The 20014-nt window shown below is 36.9% G+C and carries 16 protein-coding genes; 13 read left to right on the top strand and 3 right to left on the bottom strand.

Annotated features, from left to right (window positions below):
• Nucleotides 1–12 precede the first annotated feature (12 nt).
• From IGI58_RS10570 to IGI58_RS10600, 7 genes are all read left to right on the top strand, one after another.
• Nucleotides 13–747, top strand: coding sequence for a hypothetical protein (locus IGI58_RS10570; protein ID WP_429953444.1), 735 nt, complete (start codon nucleotides 13–15; stop codon nucleotides 745–747).
• 784 nt (nucleotides 748–1531) lie between these two features.
• Entirely contained in the window at nucleotides 1532–2716 is a 1185-nt protein-coding gene (locus tag IGI58_RS10575) for a hypothetical protein (RefSeq protein WP_429953443.1), read from the top strand.
• Between the two features lie 18 nt (nucleotides 2717–2734).
• Nucleotides 2735–4558 (top strand): glucosaminidase domain-containing protein, encoded by a 1824-nt coding sequence (locus IGI58_RS10580; protein ID WP_429953442.1) that lies wholly within the window; start codon nucleotides 2735–2737, stop codon nucleotides 4556–4558.
• Between the two features lie 24 nt (nucleotides 4559–4582).
• Nucleotides 4583–5824 (top strand): hypothetical protein, encoded by a 1242-nt coding sequence (locus IGI58_RS10585; protein ID WP_429953441.1) that lies wholly within the window; start codon nucleotides 4583–4585, stop codon nucleotides 5822–5824.
• Nucleotides 5825–6253: 429 nt separating this feature from the next.
• The gene (locus IGI58_RS10590) at nucleotides 6254–6829 is read left to right on the top strand and encodes a LysM peptidoglycan-binding domain-containing protein (RefSeq protein WP_429953440.1); all 576 of its coding nucleotides are present in this window, start codon (nucleotides 6254–6256) and stop codon (nucleotides 6827–6829) included.
• 259 nt (nucleotides 6830–7088) lie between these two features.
• Nucleotides 7089–7301 (top strand): hypothetical protein, encoded by a 213-nt coding sequence (locus tag IGI58_RS10595; RefSeq protein WP_429953439.1) that lies wholly within the window; start codon nucleotides 7089–7091, stop codon nucleotides 7299–7301.
• A 29-nt stretch (nucleotides 7302–7330) separates the two neighbouring features.
• Complete coding sequence (locus tag IGI58_RS10600) at nucleotides 7331–8119, top strand: LssY C-terminal domain-containing protein (RefSeq protein WP_429953438.1); 789 nt, start codon at nucleotides 7331–7333, stop codon at nucleotides 8117–8119.
• 53 nt (nucleotides 8120–8172) lie between these two features.
• Here IGI58_RS10600 and IGI58_RS10605 read toward each other — a convergent pair whose 3' ends face one another.
• Entirely contained in the window at nucleotides 8173–8799 is a 627-nt protein-coding gene (locus tag IGI58_RS10605; RefSeq protein WP_429953437.1) for a YczE/YyaS/YitT family protein, read from the bottom strand.
• A 94-nt stretch (nucleotides 8800–8893) separates the two neighbouring features.
• On the opposite strand from IGI58_RS10605, the gene yeiL reads away from it, so the two are divergent.
• Both yeiL and IGI58_RS10615 read left to right on the top strand, forming a co-directional pair.
• Entirely contained in the window at nucleotides 8894–9565 is a 672-nt protein-coding gene (yeiL, locus tag IGI58_RS10610) for a transcriptional regulator YeiL (protein WP_429953436.1), read from the top strand.
• A 194-nt stretch (nucleotides 9566–9759) separates the two neighbouring features.
• Nucleotides 9760–12045 carry a glycosyl hydrolase family 18 protein gene (locus tag IGI58_RS10615; RefSeq protein ID WP_429953435.1) on the top strand — a complete coding sequence of 762 codons (2286 nt, stop codon included), beginning with the start codon at nucleotides 9760–9762 and terminating at the stop codon, nucleotides 12043–12045.
• Nucleotides 12046–12103: 58 nt separating this feature from the next.
• Here IGI58_RS10615 and IGI58_RS10620 read toward each other — a convergent pair whose 3' ends face one another.
• Entirely contained in the window at nucleotides 12104–12706 is a 603-nt protein-coding gene (locus IGI58_RS10620; RefSeq protein WP_429953434.1) for a hypothetical protein, read from the bottom strand.
• Nucleotides 12707–12974: 268 nt separating this feature from the next.
• Here IGI58_RS10620 and IGI58_RS10625 point away from each other — a divergent pair, with 268 nt between their 5' ends.
• On the top strand, nucleotides 12975–14180 hold the full coding sequence (locus tag IGI58_RS10625; RefSeq protein WP_429952432.1) for an IS110 family transposase: 1206 nt from the start codon (nucleotides 12975–12977) through the stop codon (nucleotides 14178–14180).
• A gap of 477 nt (nucleotides 14181–14657) precedes the next feature.
• Here the strand turns inward: IGI58_RS10625 and IGI58_RS10630 are convergent, their stop codons facing one another.
• The gene (locus IGI58_RS10630) at nucleotides 14658–15449 is read right to left on the bottom strand and encodes a MurR/RpiR family transcriptional regulator (protein WP_429953433.1); all 792 of its coding nucleotides are present in this window, start codon (nucleotides 15447–15449) and stop codon (nucleotides 14658–14660) included.
• Nucleotides 15450–15613: 164 nt separating this feature from the next.
• Here IGI58_RS10630 and IGI58_RS10635 point away from each other — a divergent pair, with 164 nt between their 5' ends.
• The 3 genes from IGI58_RS10635 to IGI58_RS10645 all read left to right on the top strand — a co-directional run bounded on the left by IGI58_RS10635 (nucleotide 15614) and on the right by IGI58_RS10645 (nucleotide 19974).
• Nucleotides 15614–17062, top strand: coding sequence for a glycoside hydrolase family 1 protein (locus IGI58_RS10635; RefSeq protein ID WP_429953432.1), 1449 nt, complete (start codon nucleotides 15614–15616; stop codon nucleotides 17060–17062).
• Between the two features lie 202 nt (nucleotides 17063–17264).
• The gene (locus tag IGI58_RS10640) at nucleotides 17265–18116 is read left to right on the top strand and encodes a PRD domain-containing protein (RefSeq protein WP_087640809.1); all 852 of its coding nucleotides are present in this window, start codon (nucleotides 17265–17267) and stop codon (nucleotides 18114–18116) included.
• A gap of 1 nt (nucleotide 18117) precedes the next feature.
• On the top strand, nucleotides 18118–19974 hold the full coding sequence (locus tag IGI58_RS10645) for a beta-glucoside-specific PTS transporter subunit IIABC (RefSeq protein ID WP_429953431.1): 1857 nt from the start codon (nucleotides 18118–18120) through the stop codon (nucleotides 19972–19974).
• Nucleotides 19975–20014: the final 40 nt, after the last annotated feature.

Below are 20014 nucleotides of genomic sequence, written 5' to 3' on the forward strand. Positions count from 1 at the left end.
GGAGAGAGAGAAATGAATAAAAAAATTGTTACCCTGCTTTTGGGATGTTTAGCGTTGCTAGTAGGTTGTAAAAAAGAAGAGGCAGTCACGCTAAGTAAAGAAGATCAAGCAATGGTCTGGCAAGAATCTCAAGAAAAAACTTTTGGGAAATTTGATTATCTTGATGTCAGTGAAAAAGAAGCGCAAGAAATAATGAAAGAAAAATTTGAGATAGCATTACCAAAAATGTATACATCATCGCTTCCTATTCTAGAAGAAACGTTGCAAACGAATGAAAATACAAAAGAAGACCCAGTCTATTCCGTAGTAGCTGCAGGCGATTCGCTTACGATGAAAGGTGTATACTCCTATAGAAACAAGCCGGATGGAAAGTACTATTCTTATGCAATCGTTGAGCTGATCTATCAATATGATAAGCAGAAAAAAATAGCTTGGCTCAATTCTCAAAGTATCATGATCTATAATTATCCGGAAGATGGAAAAATTTATTTAAATGAACCTGAAGAAGCTCTTGAAAAATTGTCTGCACTGACTAAAGTGGATAAGCTGGAAGATAAAATGACGACATTTAAAAAGCAAATAGATATGCCGGCTGAAGAGCTGCAAGGACAAGAAATTCCATTAGAAAATTCGTTGAAACAAGCGGAAAAAGATAAAGAGGTTGCTAGAAATCTAGGTATGACTTTTGGAGATAACGGCACATTGAGCGCGATTCGAGTTTTTGTGAAGGATTATACTGAAAAGTAGTCTGTAAATATGATTTTTTTGTGAAAAAACAAAGTAGAAATATTGTTTTACGATTCCTCATATTTCTGTCAGATTTCAAATTAATAACAAATAAAAATGTTCCTTTTTTATATGCATGAGACGTGTTAAAAAAAGTAGCGCTCAAAAGGAATGGTTTCTTTATTATCTGAGAGACCATTCCTTTTTTTGATCATCCTTTTGTTTAAGAGTGAAAACGTTGATAAATAAAACATTTTTGATGTGCTGAGAGTTGTTCAGGCAATTGCAAATAGACAAAATGATTGTCTTTTTTGATAATCGCTGATAATTTGATTTATTTTTTTTGTGAGTATTTAATTGAATGTGAAAATGATAAAAAAACAACAATTTGACCCGTTATTATATTTCATTTTTTTCGATGGTATTATTTGTGAAAAATAGTAATAGAAAAATAAGAATAAAGCCTCAATTCGGTTTGTTTGTTTGGGAGTTATCTGATAAAATAGAGAAAGGTAGGTAGAATTTTTATGGGTAAAATAGCGAATAGCCTAATTATTTATAAGAGGAGAATAGACATGAAATATTCAAGTATTATGTTTAGTTAGTAGAGCTATGAGGAGAATAAGTGAAGAGCGCACATATGATTTGAATCAAAAGTGAATTTGGTTATTTTTATAAAATTGAAAACTACCGTACTGTCGTTATATTACATATATAGACAACCACATAATTTACTTAGACGTTTGACTTTAGAAAATAAAAATAATCAAAAGAATAGTCCCAATTTTTAGGAGGAAGTGAGCATATGCTAAAGATTTTTGGTAAAGGTAAAAAAAGAAAAAAATATGAAGATTACGATGAATATGATGACGAAGATTATGATGATGATGACTACGATGATGACGAAGATTACGATGACGACGAAGATTATGACGATGATGATGACGACGACTACGATGATGATGAAGATTATGATGATGACGACTACGATGACGACGAAGATTATGATGATGATGATGACTACGATGATGATGAAGATTATGACGATGATGACTACGATGACGATGAAGATTATGATGATGATGACTACGATGACGATGAAGATTATGATGATGACGAAGATGAACCACGTTCATTATTCTCTTTAAAAAAGAAAAAAGCAGCACCAGTAGCATCAGCGCCTAGAAAAGCTAAGCCAACGAAAAAAAGACCACCTGTTAATGAAGTGATCGACGATGAAGAGTTGGAAGAGCTTCAAGAAGAAAATCTGCAGCTTCAAAATGAGCTTCGTGAATTGAAAGCTGAGTTGCGTAAGAGTAAGAGAGAAAATACGCAATTACAAAGTGAAGTTGAATCTGCTCAGCAAGTAAATGAGTCATTAGAAAATGAATTATCAATGGTTCAAGCTGTGCCGAAAGATTACGATGCGCGTATGGCTGAATTGGAGCAAGTAAAAAGTAAATACAACAGCTTGTTACGTGAAAGCAACCGCCAAATTGATGAGAATGACCTAAATCGTAAAAAGGCAGAGCGTTTTGCAAATAAAGTTCGTCAGTATGAGCAAGAATTATTAGCGAAACAAGAAGAAATCGATAAGCTTTCAGAAGATCGGATCGTGATCATGGCTTCTGATACACCAACTGATTCAGCTACCTATGAAGAGCTAGCGAAAGTTCGTCAGGAACTGGAAGCGACGAAACGTCAATTAGCTCAAAAAACGATCGATGTTGATAACCAACTATCGAAAGAAGACATTGGCGAAGTGTTACTTGAAGCGAAAAAACAAGCCAAAGAAATTATTAATCAGGCAAATCAAAGAGCACAAATGATCAATGAAGAAACTAAGCGAAAAGCTGGAGTTTTAAAACGTTTGGAACGTGCAGAGCAAGAATACCAAAACTACTACAAACGTATTAAAGATGTGAAGGAAGAATCTGAGCAAGCCTTCAATCAAATCATCAATTTAGTAAAAGAAGATCCATACCAATAAGAAAAGAGAGGACACAAAATGAAAAAAAGAAATCTAAACAGTAAAAAAATGCGCGTATTAAGTGTTGGGTTGCTTACTTCAACTGCTGTCCTTTCTGTTAATGATGTTCAACCAATTGTTGCTAAAGAATCAGAAGATCATGTAACTGCAGGATCGGAAGAACAAGAAGACGTAGCAATTTTATCTTCAACGAGTGAATATGAACCAACAGAAAGTACAGTGGAAGGAATCGCAACAAGTTCTTCTACGCAAGAAAGCAGCAGTGAGTCAACGGAGGAAACTGTAGAAGAAAGTACAACAGACTCGTCTACAACTGACGAAACAAGCTCAAGTTCAACACAAGAGACAACGGACTCTACAAGTACAACAGATTCATCGACAAGTGATTCAACTTCGAGTAGCGATAGCTCAACATCAAGTACAGGTTCGACTTCAAGTACTAGTTCAAGCACAGGTACAACAAGCTCAACTACAACTCCGTCGAAACCAAAGCCAAAACCAAAACCGCAGCCAAGTAAACCAAAACCGGCTCCGAAACCAAGTACACCAGCACCAACACCTGTGCAGCCGCAGCAGCCGATCCAAGGACCGCAGCAGCCAATTACTACGCCGCCAACGAATAATGTTTCAATAGGCAGTACAACCTCAGGTGCAAGTCCAGCTGGATCAGATCAGGTATTCCATATTAGTCCTAATTTGACAACTAAGAGTTTTGTCGAAGTGATCGGTGAGGATGCTCGTCAGATTGCTGGTGAAAACAATGTGTATGCCTCAGTCATGATCGCACAGGCCATTTTGGAAAGTGCATCTGGGAACAGTGCATTGGCTTCAGCTCCGAATTATAACTTATTTGGGATCAAAGGTAGTTATAAAGGGCAAAGTGCAAACTTTCTGACAAGTGAAGATGACGGTTCTGGTAGTATGTTTACGATTCGTTCAGACTTCAGAAAGTACCCATCGTACAAAGAATCATTAGAAGATTACGTGAAGCTGATCAGAGGCGGCACTGATTTTAATAACTCTTTTTATAGTGGTACTTGGAAAACGAATACGAAATCGTATAAAGACGCAACGAAATTTCTGACAGGTCGTTATGCAACAGATACAAGCTATAATGCAAAACTAAATGGTTTGATCGATGCGTATAATTTGACCCAATACGATACATTAAAAGATAACAAGAAAACGAAAAAAGCGAAGAAGATTTCATTAAATACTTCTTTTGATAAATTGGAAAAACAAAATGATAAAGCTGATCAAAATATCGAGTACATAACGCATATCGTAGAAAAAGGAGAGTCTCTGAAGTCAATCAGTGAACTTTACAATATTTCTACCTTAGCGATCCTTGATAAAAATCAATTGGATCGACGTATGTTGTTTATCGGCCAAAAGTTAAGTATTCCAAAACAAGAAGAAAAAACAACTGTTGTAGTCAAAGAGGATGCTGTAGACCGTTCATTAGATATGGTACAAAAGTTATCTACTGCTTTTGCAGGTAAAGAGACGACACAATCATCAGAGAAACAAGTAGCCAAATCAACGAAAACAACGACTACTAAAGAGACAACAACAAAAGAAACTGCTAAAAAAGAAAAAAATGCAACAAAAGAAACAACAGATACTTCAGCGAAAAAAGATACGAAAGATTATCAAGTAAGTGCAACACGTAAGAAGACGAAGGAAACCTATGAAGTGAAAAAAGGAGACACACTAGCAAGTATCTCTAAAAAAACAGGTGTTTCTGTCTGGTCATTAAAAGAGTGGAATGACCTAGACCAATACTTCTTGACGGAAGGCCAACAACTTATTTTGACCCCTATCTATGATCTTCAATCGTAAAAATTAAGAAAGGAGAATGGCTCAATGAATGATTTTTTTGATGTTTTTTTCCATCAACAGGCAATCCCATTCACTACTGGGACCGTTCTCTATCAAAAAGATAGTACGGAAGAAATAGTTGATGCATGTGAAGCGTTTTATGAAGACCGCACAGGAGAATTATTTACTTTTCGAGAAAATGACGAGATTTCTCGGAAAGTTCTTTCTCTGCCGCTTAAAAAGCATGTGGAGATCCAATTTTTTCAAGCAGAATTGAATTGGGATGTTTTATTAGAAGAGCTGGAAGAACTATTCCCGCAGTTTGTTTGGACAAAACTCGTAGAAGAAGTTGAGGGTGCATTTAGTACATATTATTGTGAATTTATTCCGGTATCTTTAGAAACACAAGAGGAAGATCCTGTATCATTCAGTGTATCGACTAGTTTAGAGCAGATGGGCTTTACCAAAAGTCAGTCTGTCAGCAGTATTTTAGAGGCAAAGTTTCTTTCTATTTTTCAAGAAGAAGAAGGCGAACCTATTTCGGGAGAACCCTTGAGTTTTCCAGTAGAAGTGACGATAACTGAGTCAACAAAGGAAAAAGAGGAGCGTTCATCATCTGAGGAAGAACCAATACTTGAAAGTATTGAAGACAGCGAAACATTTTTTGATATAGCTCCTGTGGAAGAAACGGATTCGTCGGTTCCTGTTCGTTCTGATGAAAGTGAAGTTTTATATCTAAAAGAAAGTCTGAAACGAGAAAAAGCGTCAAAGGAACGCGTGCGGGTAGCAAAAGAAAAATTGGAGTACGAGCTGCTCGCCATAGAAAACAGTTTACTCGTTAGTGGATTAAAACGATTTAAAAAGCATCAAAAGTCATCGATCGATGAAGAAGACTGGTATAAACCGGTTCGCATCGATTTGATTCAATACGACGATCTTTATAAAAAGGCGAAATTTATTGAGCAGTCTTGGCGTTTGAATCGTCAATTAGTAACGATCACCGAAAAAATGACAGTGACGAAAGACCAATGGATCTATGAGCGTGCTCGAATCGAGAAGATCAAAAATAGTGTCTCTGAAATGGATTTACAATCTATGATGGAGCAATGCCACTTGATCAACGAACGAGTAAAAATCAGACCTGGATTTTTATTTTTTAAACCAAGAGTAAAATTATATCAAATTGATTATGAACAACTAGAAAAAATCAGTGCTTTTTTTGATATTATCCAAACTGAGAACCGTTTATTAGAATCTGTCATTGAACAAAAAGAATTCGAAGCATAAATAACCAAACTTTTAAATACCGTTTATTAAGAATTAGAGACCTCGACAAAACTATTTTTAGTTTTGTCGAGGTCTTTTTGAGTGATAAATAAACACGTCTCCCGATTAAAAAATGAAAAAAGCATCAAAAAAGAGCTGGAATTCAAGAGGAAATTTTGTAATATTTCCAAATTTTTGTAATATAAGCCAATAATTTGAAAAGAAAAACGATAAAATTTCAGAAAAAATCATGATCATTTTCATTATAAAACTGAATCAAAAACCCAGTACGAACAGGTGTTTTTCTCCGTTTTTTTTACAAACTGTTACGCAAAGCCAATACTCGTAACGAATTGTCATTGCTTTTTCACCTATGAAATATTTTTAGATGTTAAAGTATGCAAAGTCGATAAACAAACGACAAAATATTTTTCACAAAGGAGAAACAACATGAAATCACTTAAAACGATTTTATTAGCAACAACTTTGACTGCAGGATTTGGCTTTTTTATGGGAACGACTGACGCACACGCTGATAGCTTATATAAAGTAAAAACAGGAGATACATTATCTACGATCTCTCAACAATTCAGTGGTGACAATAGCTTAATTGATTTGATTGCAAAAGATAATAAAATTACAAACATAAATATGATTTTTGAAGGAGAAGAATTGGTGATCCGTACAGCTGAAGAAGCTGGCAAAGATGCAACGCCAGTTCAAGCAGAAGCAGCACCAGTACAAGAAGCAGCTGTGCAAGCTGAGCCAGCAGCACCAGCTCAAGAAGCAGCGACAGCACCAGCAACGACTTCTTCTGCGAAAGAATGGATCGCACAAAAAGAATCAAGTGGTTCGTATGCTGCGACAAACGGTAGATATATCGGTAGATATCAATTAGATGCTTCATATTTAAATGGTGATTATTCCGAAGCAAACCAAGAACGTGTTGCTGACAGCTATGTTGCTGGACGTTATGGTTCATGGGAAGCTGCACAGGCTTTCTGGATGGCTAACGGTTGGTATTAAGCGGATCAAAGGTAAAGTATAGAGAAAGGGAACAGAATTAGTTCATTCATTGAGAATAACAGAGCTTACTTCTATTCCAACTATATATCAAGATTTAAGGTGTAAAACGAAGGTATAAAGATACTTTTGTTTTACCCTTTTTTTTGTACAGAGAAGTTCATAAGCGACTTTTTTTATAGTTATCAGTATAATTTAATTAGATTGAGTTCCTCCTTTTCCGATAAAAGTCATTTGATTATGAATGAGAGGATGTAGTAAAATGCCAAAATTTTATAAAAATGTAAAGACAGGTGCTGTGATCACAGCGGAAGAATATCAAGAAAAGATCATGACCAATATGACTGAAACCAGCTCAGATCTAGGTACAATGGGGATGGGTTCTTACAGTAATTTTGTGAATGACGTATTTGAAGGAGAATTGGATAATTATAGTGAGTATGTTCCTTATGATCCAGAAGAAGAAAAGGAATAAAAAGTTGAAATCGGGAAAGGAGAGGACTTATGAAAAAACAAACTCTTTTCAATAGTGTATTTAGATTGATTCGTTTCATTTTTATTGTGATTAGCGGTAGTTTGATCTATCAAGTATTGTTTTCTGAAATTTTAACAAAAAAGATCCATATTTTTGCGTATATTCTTTTATGGCTATTCAGTTCCTATTTGATTTTGCCTTTTATCAATAAGTTGATGACAGGACGTTACTTACCAGATTACTTTATCGGTCGTTCGCAGACGAGTGATGGGTTATTAGGGGATCCGATCAATCTGGCTTTTATTGGAAGTAAAGCGGAATTAGAGCAATTATTTATAAACAGCGGCTGGACTATTGCCGAAAAATTATCATTACGATCAAGTATAAAAATGATCATTGCAAGTGTGTTAGCAAAGTCTTACCCAAGCGCACCTGTCAGTTCTTTATTTTTATTTGGTAAACGGCAGGATATTGCATTTGAAAAGCAAATCGAAAATAATCCGCGTAGAAGGCATCATGTACGTTTTTGGCAAACACCAGAAAACTGGTATTTACCTGGAGGTAGACAAGCGGATTGGTTAGGTGCTGCAACGTATGATAAAAAAGTGGGCTTTTCTTTTTTTACTGGACAGGTCACTCATAAAATAAACTCAGATGTCGATAAGGAACGTGATTTTGTCTTGGAGACGTTTGAAGAATCGAAACAATCTGTTTCGATTGAACTTGTCGAACATTTCACCACAAGCTATCATGGAAGAAATGGCGGTGGTGATGAAATATTCACAGATGGTGCATTACCTTTTATCAAAATGAAATAGTGGTGACAGAGGCGGACTTTTTTCTAAGTTCCACTTCTATCACCACTGTTTTTTTAGGCTTCCTGTTTAGTAAAGTTCATTTCATAAGCTTTTTTGGTAAATGAGATGACTCCAGATAATAAGAACAGGCTAATGATCGTTCCTTCTCTAACAAAAATCGGTAAATGATAAAATAGAGAGATCGCTAGAGAAATGGAGACGGATATAACATCGACGCCATATCTAAATCTAGAGAATGGGGCACCTGACATCTCAGATAGACGAATACAGACACTTTCGATTGGAAATGGCAGAATATTTAAAGAAATGACCATTCCTGTAGCGGAACCAGCAATCACAGTTCCAAGGACAAAGACTAATAGCTTCAAGAAATAATTGTCAAGCTGCAGTCCTCCGAAAACAGTGTAAGAAAAGAAATTGATGATATTTCCTAAACATAAAATGGAAACAAACATTAAAGCATATTTCAAGGGTTCCTTCTTTTTAGCTAATAAAATATACGCTAGTAAAAATAGACTGTTGAATAAAAATGTGACCGTTCCAACTTTGATATCGCTGATAGAAGATACAGCTACATTAAGTGAGTTGAAACTGCTGACCCCAATATCTGCTTTTAAAGTCAAGCTGATCCCAACACCGCTAAGTGCATAAAATAAAATAGATGCTATAATTTTTTTCATGATACGCCTCCAATAATTATTGAACTTTATAATAGTAATTTAATCGATAATGCTTCATAATAATAGGAGATATCTCACATTTTTAGGAGGACTTATGAAAATATATCCGTTACATGACTTAAAAAAATTGACCAAAGAAACTTCTCAAGCCATCTTCGAAAAATTTCCAGAGCAAAGCTTAAAAGCAGCGAGTCTTTTTGTCTATGAGAAGAATGACTATATCGTTCGTTTTGATAAACCTGTTGAGCATCTTTTTTTTATGATCGAAGGGCGAGCAAAAATCTACAAGATCCACGAAAATGGGAAACGTTCATTACTTCAATTTTTGACAACAGGTGATTTTATTGGAGAGTTGTCTTTGTTAGAAGTGGAGGATCAAGTCAAAGATGTTCAAACGATCGATCGCTGTATTTGTTTAGCGTTACCGTATCGTAGAGTCAAACAAGATCTGTTGGCTGATAATCACTTTCTGAAAACGATCGCTAAATACTTGGGGAAAAAGGTTTTATTACGGGTGGAACATTTTTCGAATAATCAAAACTATGAATTGAAGCATCGTTTGGCAGCGTACATGCTGCAAACAGAAGTGGCAGGGATTTATCAGGAAAAACATACAGAGACGGCTGAATTTTTAGGGGTCAGCTATCGTCATTTAATCTATACCTTCAATGAGTTTCAACAATTAGGTTTGATAAAAAAACAAGGAAAAGGATATGAGTTAAACATTGCTGGATTAAAAGATTTAGCACTGAATTTACATATTTGATCCACTGAATAATATATAGATTATAAAAATATATGATTTGAAAGTATATTATTCGCATTTATTTGCAATTTGATTTATTCTTTTAGTGACTGAATAGTAAAGGAGATGGATAGCTGGCTACGGGATGGACGCAGGGATGAGAACTTCATAGAGAGTATTACCAGGTATGAAAAACATTAAAAGAGGTGGAAAGTTTGAAAAAGGTGTTTAGAAAAAATGTAAACGTTTTATCGGTGCTTGTTCTTATTGCTTCTAGTTTGGTGTTATCTTTATCAGGAATTGCTTCAATAAAGGTCGTACAGGCGGCAGAATCTCCAAAATATCGTAATGTCATGTATTATGGTGATTGGTCGATTTGGGGAGGCGAAGAGAATTTTTATCCTAAAGACATTCCAGCAGATCAATTGACTCATTTGAACTTTGCGTTTTTAGATTTTGATGGAAATGGGAATTTGAAATTTACCGATAAGGATGCTGCTGTTGGAGCGCCAGTTGGACAAGATGGCGTGCAGTGGAATAGTGCAAGCTCGGGAATTTTGAATGCTATACAAGATGTTCGTGCAAAAAATCCGAACTTAAAAATCGGTGTATCGATTGGCGGTTGGTCTAAATCAGGAGACTTTTCTGATGTAGCAGCAAATCCAACGATTCGTGCAAATTTTGTAAATAATATTGCCAAATTTATCAAATATACGAATATGGACTTTGTTGATTTGGACTGGGAATATCCTGCTTCAGTTCGTGAACCAGATAAAGTAGATAATACAAATGATGAGGGAACACCTCATGCGAAACCGGCAGACAAGCAAAACTTCATCACATTACTACAAGAAATTCGTACAGCGATCGATAAACAAGGAAAAGACTTAGGAAAAACCTATGAATTATCCGTTGCTTTACCAGCTGCTCAAAGTACGCTAAAAAATGGGGTTGATGTAGCGCAATTATTCAATGTAGTCGATTTTGCGAATGTAATGACGTATGATATGAATGGTGCTTGGACGCCAAATAGTGCCCATCATACTGCTTTATACGGCAATCCGGCTGATCCTAATTATGCTAGTGGTTTTTCTGTAGACCAAACAGTAAAATACCTTCAGGCAAATGGTGCTCCTTCAAGCAAAATCGTTATCGGAGCAGCCTTTTATACACGCGGCTGGAATAAAGTGGCAGCAGGAACGGATACACAGCATCCTGGGTTGTTCCAAGCAGCAGAAAAAAATAATAAAGACGCAGATTTATCACCAACGTATGGAGCAAATAATAAAAACCCATTAAAATCTGGTGACGGTGGACGCGCTGGTGGAGTTTGGCCATATCGAAACATTGCTGATTTGAAAGTCAAATCTCCAGACCTGAAAGAATACTGGGATGATGTCGCTAAAGCGCCTTATATGTATAGCCAAACAACAGGAGAGTTTTATACTTACGATAATACTCGTTCTATTGGCTATAAAGCTGAATATGTTAAAAATAACCAGCTGGGCGGTGTGATTTCATGGATGCAATCACAAGATAAAACAACTGATACAACAAAACGTGATGAGCTGACAAAAGCAATCAAGGCAGGATTATTTGGTGCAACAGCGTTACCTGCAAACAAAACAGTTTATGCTGATTTGAATGTGAAAGCAACGATTGCTCCATATAGTGAAAATGGTGTTGGTTACGAAATAACGATCAAAAACAATGAAAGCGCAGGAGAAACAGGAGATGTGTTAACTGCTGTGGAAGCGGCATTTGAAACAGTAAAATTGCCTAAACTGTATATTCCAGTCAATGCAGCAGAAACGTTGACTGCTGGCGACTATAAAGCTGGTACAGTGACAACTGCCAATGGTTTTGTAGTCGTTGATCTATCTTCTGTTTATGATGCGCAGCAAATACCGCAAGGTGCCAGCTACACATTCCGATTAAAATCAAGTGCAGCAGCAACGGATGTAAATCGTATCAGCAGTATTGAATTATCACAACGAATCGCTAAAAATGGTGCTGAATTAAGTCGTCAAACAATCTATGGCGGCGGTACAGTGATCCCGGATCCATCAGATACGACACCGCCAACTGTTCCGGGAAATCTTACAGCTGGAACGATCACAGAGACAGCGGCAACATTGACATGGACAGCATCAACAGATAATGTGAAATTGGCAGGATATAAAATTTATCGTGATGGTGTATTAGTCGGAACAGTTTCTGGTACAACATATACTGATACAACATTAAAAGCAAATACAACTTATTCATATACAGTGAAAGCCTACGATGCTGCTGGAAACCTTTCAGCAGATAGTAATGCAGTTAGTGTGAAAACCAAAGAAAGTACGACTCCTCCAGTATCAAATGCTTGGGATGCATCAAAAGCCTACAATGGTGGAGAAATCGTGACGTATCAAGGAAAGACTTACAAAGCAAAATGGTGGACACAAGGAAACGTTCCTGGAACAGAAGAATGGGGACCTTGGGAATTGATTGGATAAAATAAAAAGCATGCTAAAACTGATTGTTCGTTTTAGCATGCTCTCTTTTTATTATTGTTTACTCAGGCGGAGTATCTAGATACTCATGGATAAAATCGGTGTATTTTTCTACAATTTTTTGTCCTTTTTCCATCAGTACATAGATTCCTGGGTCGATCATATTTGTAATATAATCTTTAGAAAATTCTTTTTTTATTTTGGTTATGGCTTGTTCCTGATCTGAACAGGTTGTTAAGCCATTTTCCTCTAGCACTTCATTTAGTTGAGTGAGTGACCAAAATTCAAGAACAGAAGGCTCATTCAAAATATCTAGATAATCCGAAAATAGTAATTGGTTGGTTGCCTCTACAGGATCGATCCCAAATTCCATTTCAAAAAAATCTGGAAAATCGGTAAACGTAGAATCCTTCTCATTGACCCAATCCAGTAATAAGACCTCGCCAGGCAACAACCCATCTTCATTACGGGTCATATGTTCTTTAGGAACGATCGTTACGGAACCATTTGCAATTGCCTGTAACCAAATATCCACATCCCGATCTGCAGACATTACTGGAAATTCTGGATATGTTTCATAAATGGCAGCGATTCTTGCCGCTTCTTTGTCTAAATCAATTGTTTCCTTCGGTGTTTCACGTTTAAAAAAATCAAATAAAGCCATAGATCCTCCTCGTATAATAAAGTTATCAGATTTATTCTGATATTTTGTTTTCATCCCCGTTGGGGTATGATTATTTCGTACAGATAGAGGGCATAGTTTTTCCTCCTTGAAGCTTTGTCTTCCTAATTAAGACTGATGCCTCTTCTCTACGGACTGTATATGAATGAGCTGGATAGAACCGTGTTTCTGAATCTCTCACGAGGCTATATCGTCCCTAGAGTTTGAGGAAAACCTTATCTGTAAACTCTTGTTGAAAGGTGTTGATTGTATGTTCTTTATCGGTATTGATATTGGAAAACGAAACCACGAAGCAGCTCTACTTGATGAACAAGGGAAACTACTTGGAAAAACACTTCGCTTTGCCAATTCTAAACGCGGGAGTGAACAGCTCCTACAATTTATTAATCAGTATGAACTATTGCCTGATACTACTATGATTGGAATGGAAGCAACTGGTCATTATTGGTTATCGATTTATTCATTTCTACATCGATTGGGATTTCATGTAACAGCTTTTAATCCGATTCAATCCGATTCTCTTCGAAATTTCTATATCCGTAAAACCAAAACGGATACCGTGGATTCAGTCTTAATTGCACAAGTAATGCGTATGGACTTACCTGACCCAACCCAACTGCCTAAAGAAGAAATTTTTCAATTAAAACAGTTGGAACGGTTTCGTTACAGCGTTGTTGATAATATGTCGGACTTGAAACGGAAAGTTATTGCTTGTTTGGATCAAGTGTTTCCAGAATATAATCAGCTTTTTTCCGATATGTTCGGAAAATCTTCTACACAGTTATTACTTCAATCTCCTTTGCCAGAGGATTTGGTAGAAATTGACTCCGATAAATTAATCCAACTGCTGAATCAAGCGAGTAATGGTCGCCTAGGGCGATCCAAAGCGGAACAAAAAGTGAATCAGCTAAAAGGTATCGCAGAGTCTTCTTTCGGTATTAGCATTGCGACAGATGTTTTCAAGCTTCAAATTCAATTACTTTTAGAACAGATTCAATTATTTGAAAAACAAATTCATCAGCTTGAAGATGAAATGGTTCGGATTGTTGAAAAACAAGAAAATTTCCTCACGACTATTACAGGAATTGGTCCAATAACTGCCGCAGTTATCATAGGGGAAGTGGGCGATATTCATCGATTTGAACGCCCAAATCAATTGCTTGCTTTCGCAGGACTAGATGCCTCTGTCCATCAGTCTGGTGATTTTACAGGTACCCAAAATCATCTGTCAAAACGAGGCTCCCCCTATTTACGCCGAGCTATTTGGCAAGCAGCTTTTATTGCTTCTCAAAAAGATCCTGCTTTATCCGCTTATTACCAAGGTCTTAGAACTCGGGGGAAATCCCACGGAACAGCTATTGGAGCCGTTTGTCGTAAGCTTGTGAACATTATTTTCGCTATTTGGACAACGGATAAACCTTATGAAGTTCGTTTAACTTCTGAAACTGAAGCCTAGAAAATTTTAAACTATATGCTAGGCTTATTTGTCGTGCACTACAGTTGCACAACAAATAACTAAAAAAAATACTCGTTTTTACTTGACCTTTTCATAGCTGGCTTAATTTAAAAGCGGAACAAATCGTCCAATCCTGTAGAAAATTAGGAAATTGCCATTGAGACGCGTTCTGTCTCACTGGTAATTTGTCTATTTTCCTAAGGATTGATTTTGTGCAGCTAGATAACATAAATGATCAACACTTTCTTCGAAAGTCTTGTACTGTTCAACATCAGTTCATTTCATTCACTGTGTTTCTCAGCAAAAGCGGAACAGGCTCGTCAAGCTCTGACAGAAAAATAGGAAAAATCGATTGAGACGCTTTTTGTCTCACTCTATTTTTATCTTTTTTCCGAAGAGCTAGCCTGTGCAGCTGGATAACATAAATGATCAACACTTTTCTTTCGCAAGAAAGTCTTGCAAGGTTCGTATCGTTTTTCACTGATACAAGCTAGCATACCGCCGAACCAGATAATCCAAGTAAAACATCAAAGGGTAGTTTCCGATCCGAACATAGTTTGTTGTGGTCACATTGACAGATAAATCAAATAGATAGGTCAATGTATTTTGTGTATGTTGTGTTAAGAGAATCGATTTTGCTGGACTGTCACTGATTCTTCTCATAAGATCACTGCTTTTATTTAGCAAAGAGCCGTAAGAAGAAATCACGATCACCACAGAAGTTTCTTTTAAGTCCGCGACAAGTGACTGCTGTGTTTCTTCTGTTTCGCCTACAAAGACCAGCTTTTGACTAAGTAAAAACGAAGTTTGTAATTCTTTGGCTAACTCTAGTGTTGAGCTATAGCCGATCAGTACAACTTCTTCGGCCTGTTGAATATCATCTAAAATGTGATCGACTTCCTCGATATCTATTGTTTGAAGAACATCGTTGATTGCTGTATTGATTTCTTTTCCATAAGAAATCAGATACTCTTTAGGATCATTTTTTAGATCGATCAACTCTTGTTCTTTCATTCTTAGTCCGTTATGCTTTTTCATCATGCTCAATGAGGCTAATGAGTCACGTAATACAGCAAAATTGGCAATACCAAAATGGCGGCAAAACCGTGTCAGTGTTGCCGGTGAAACGAAGCAGCGTTCAGCGATTTCAGTGATCGTCAATGTCTGGATTTCTTTTGAATGGTTCAGTAGATAGATGATGATTCGGGCATAAGTTGTATCACGTTTATTTGTATTTAAAAAAAGCAGGAAATCAAGTAGATCGAGCATCAACGAAAACTCCTTTTCTATAACTCATTTTCACGATCATGAAAATGAATCGAAATAATGAAAATAGTCAGTGCAACAAAAAAATAATATTGTCTGTTCACATGCTAAGATAAGTTTGTTACAACTATTATACACTAAATCAATGACCGAGAGGATGGGAACGAATGAGCGGATTTCCACAGAATTTTTTATGGGGCGGTGCGACAGCGGCCAATCAATTTGAAGGTGCGTTTTTAGAAGATTGTAAAGGATGGTCAACGGCAGATACTGCCCGTTATGTAAAAGAAAATGGCATTAGTATGTCGGAATTGCTGAAACCAACAACTAAAGCGGATGTTGAGTTTGCGATGAATGACAAAGAAGGAATTTATCCTAAAAGACATGGGATCGACTTTTATCATAAATACAAAGAAGATATCGCATTATTTGCTGAAATGGGATTTAAGACCTTTCGTTTATCGATTTCATGGCCGCGGATTTTTCCGAATGGCGATGAAGCAGAACCGAATGAAGCGGGGTTAGCATTTTATGACGCGGTTTTTGATGAATGCTTGCGTTATGGGATCGAGCCGCTTGTCACGATTTCTCACTATGAATTTCCTTTAGGTTTAGCTTTCAAGCAAAATGGCTGGGAGAGTCGTGAAACGATTGCTGATTTTGAACGTTATGCCCGTGTTTTATTTAATCGCTATAAAGATAAAGTGAAGTACTGGTTGACATTTAATGAAATCAACATTATCGGAATGACGGGTTATCTAAGTGGCGGAATCTTAGCTGACGGACATGAAAACTTATTACAGGCTCAATATCAAGCAGCACATCATCAATTTATTGCGAGTGCTCTAGCAGTCAAAGCGTGTCATGAAATCATACCAGATGCAAAAATCGGGTGTATGTTAGCAAGAATGGAAGCTTATCCTGAAACATGTAATCCTTTGGATGTCATGGAAAGTATCGATAGCGACCACAATAATCTATTTTATTCTGATGTTCAAATTCGCGGTTATTATCCAAGTTATATGAATAAATTTTTCCGTGATCATAATATTACGATCGAAAAAGAAGCAAAAGATGATGAAATCCTTAGAGAAGGAACCGTTGATTTTATGTCCTTTAGCTACTATATGAGTAGCATTGCTTCTCACGAAGATGATGGAGATACAACGGGTGGAAACTTACTAGGCTCTAAGAAAAATCCTTATTTAAAAGCTAGCGATTGGGGTTGGCAGATCGATCCAGTTGGTCTGCGTGTGACATTGCATAAGCTTTATGATCGCTATCAAGTACCATTATTCATTGTAGAAAATGGGTTAGGTGCCAAAGATGTCGTTGAAGCAGATGGCAGTATCCATGATAGCTATCGTATCGATTATTTAAGAAGTCATATCGAACAGATGGAACAAGCGATCGATGAAGGCGTTGATTTGATGGGCTACACGCCATGGGGCTGTATTGATTTAGTCAGTGCCAGCACGAGTGAAATGTCTAAACGCTATGGCTTTATCTATGTTGATTTAGATGATGAAGGAAACGGATCACTTGCACGTTCAAGAAAAGATTCATTTTATTGGTATAAAAAAGTCATCGAAACAAATGGTGCAGATTTAGCTTAGTTAAACTAGACTCGAATTGATTCCATGAAAGCGTTGCAAATTCTATGAAGATGCATTATACTAGAGGCAAGAAAAAAAACTGATAATGACGAGGCAGTCATTTTATAGAGTATGTTACTGAATAATGCAGGCAGAACTCAAATTACCTAGGAATGTCCTTTCCCGGGTAATTTGAGTTTTTTTTCTGGAAAGGAGTAAGAAAGTGAAAGTAAGTCAAATTCTAAACAACAATGTTGCGATCGTAAGCAGAGGAGATAATGAGGTCATTGTTTATGCTAAAGGATTAGCGTTTCGAAAAAAAGTCGGACAAGTCATTCATGAAAACGAAATTGAAAAAACCTACGTATTGGATTCTAATGATATGCTTGAGCATTTCAGCTATTTATTAGCTCATTCGGACGCTAGTCATATTACCTTAGTGAATCAAATCATTGCTTATGGCGAAGAAAAATTAAATGAAAAGTCAAATGACTATCTAAGTTTGACCTTACTGGATCATATTGAATTTGCATTGAAGCGTGCAGCAAAAGGACAATTTATTCGCAGCCCATTGACTTGGGAAGTAAAGAAATTTTATCCGCAGCATTTTGAGATCGGAATGTATGCTCTTGATTTGATCAATGAACAATTTCAAGTGGCATTTCCAGAAGACGAAGCCGTATCGATCGCTCTTCATTTCGTTAATCTGCAGGAGGATAAGAATAATTTGGACGAAACGATTCGTTCGATGGAAAGTTTAAGAGATATTCTATCGATCATTCAATATCATTTTCAGATCAAATTAGATGAAGGCTCGCTGAACTATATGAGACTAATGACTCATTTGCAATACTTTATTCAACGGCTTCTTACGAAAAGCAATCATGAAGAAAGTGACACGATTTTAAATGAACAAATCAAATCATTATATAAAGAATCGTTTGAATGTGTGCAAAAAATCAGAGTCTATGTTCAACAAAAATATGCCTGTGATCTGACGATCGATGAAGAAACCTATCTCATGCTGCATATCCATCGCGTAACGCATCGGAGTCAAAGAGAGAGGAAAGAATAAAATGAACTATCAAACATTTAATGAAGACATTATCAGACTTGTAGGTGGCAAAGACAATATTCAAGCAGTCGTACATTGTATGACTCGACTAAGATTTACATTGAAAGACCGTTCAAAAGCACAAACAGAGGAGCTAAAAGCCTTAGATGGTGTCATCGATGTTGTATCGAACAATGTCGCTTATCAAATAATCATCGGGACTCATGTCAACGAAGTACACGCTGAGCTGATCAGTATGCTGGGCTTATCCTCTGTTACAGATGACGAAAAAGGTAGCGATGCTAAGAAAAATCCTTTAAAAGCTATCATGGATCTTTTATCAGAAACGATGACTCCTGTGATCGAGCCGATCATTGCATCGGGACTATTAGCCGGTTTTCTATCATTGTTTTCAATCACGGGATTGATTTCAGCAGATAGCCCGACCTATCAATTGTTAGATTCGATCCGTTCTGCAGTATTTTTCTTTTTACCGATTTTTATCGCTATGTCTTGTGCAAAACGTTTAAAAGCAAGTCCGTACTTAGCTGTGGCACTAGCTGCAGTACTTGTTTCAAGTTCGATCAATGATGTGGAAGGGTTGAGTATTTTTGGAATCAAGTTGCCGCAAATGGTCTATGCGAACTCGTTCATCCCGATTATTTTAGCGGTTTGGTTTATGGGACAATTGACAGTTCTTTTAAATAAATATGTACCTAAATTTTTACAATATTTTTTAAACCCGTTATTGATCATGGTGATCTGTTTACCTGTCACGCTGTTGATTTTTGGGCCGATCGGGATTTGGATCGGTGATGGTATCGGCTGGTTCTTTGAAGTATTGCACAATACTTTCGGCAGTTGGATCGTTGTGATGTTGTACGCTGCATTACAACCATTTTTGATCATGCTAGGCGCAGGCAATTTCATGATGCCGCTTGCATTGAATTTTGTAAATAAAATGGGCTATGATCCAATTTTCTTAGCAGCAGCTACGATTTCTGATATTGCTGTTTCTGGTGCTATGTTAGGCTATTTCTTAAGAGCCAAAGATGCCAAACAAAAACAATTATTCGGTACAGTTAGTTTTAGTGCTCTTATGGGTGTTACAGAACCGGCAATTTACGGGGCCTTCATCAAGTTCAGAAGACCTTTCATCGCTGTGATGATCGGTGGTGGTTTAGGTGGTCTGTTTGCTGGACTGATGAAAGTAAAAACATATTCGATCGTTTGGGGCTTGATGGGTCTACCTTCATATGCGGATAATCAAGATATATCAAACCTAGTTTTTATGATCATTAGTGTCGTGATCGGTTTTGTGGGTGCTGCGATCGCTGCGTTTGTTTTAGGAATTCCGCAAGAAGACAAAGAAGCAGAGAAAGTTTCAGAGATGACCGATGTTGTAGAGAATGGAACTAGCTTAAAGAAAGTGCCATTGGGAAGTGTAGTTGAGGGAAAAATCGTTCCTTTAGCTGAGGTCAATGACCAAGCATTTTCTACGGGAGCTTTAGGTAAAGGATTAGGGATCATTCCCGCGAATGATCAAATCGTAGCGCCAAGTGATGGCGAAATTTCAGTTGTTTTCCCAACAAAGCATGCGATCGGATTGAAAACAGAGCAAGGGATCGAAGTGTTGATCCATATTGGGATCGATACGGTGGAACTTGACGGACAATTTTTTGATACGATCGTGAAGCAAGGTGATAAAGTAAAGGCAGGCCAACAAATAGCGACAGTTGATTTTGCTGGTATCAAAGAAGCAGGTTATGATCCAACTGTGATTGTAGTCATCACAAATACAGTAGACTATTTAGATGTGATTCCGGCAGCAGAGGACAATGAATTAGAAGATGCTGCTTGTTTGACAGTAGTTCTATAGAAGCCAGATACAAGTGATGAAATGAAGATAAGGAGTTTAT

The organism is Enterococcus sp. AZ020 (genome assembly GCF_050499205.1).
Taxonomy (GTDB): domain Bacteria; phylum Bacillota; class Bacilli; order Lactobacillales; family Enterococcaceae; genus Enterococcus_L; species Enterococcus_L dunnyi.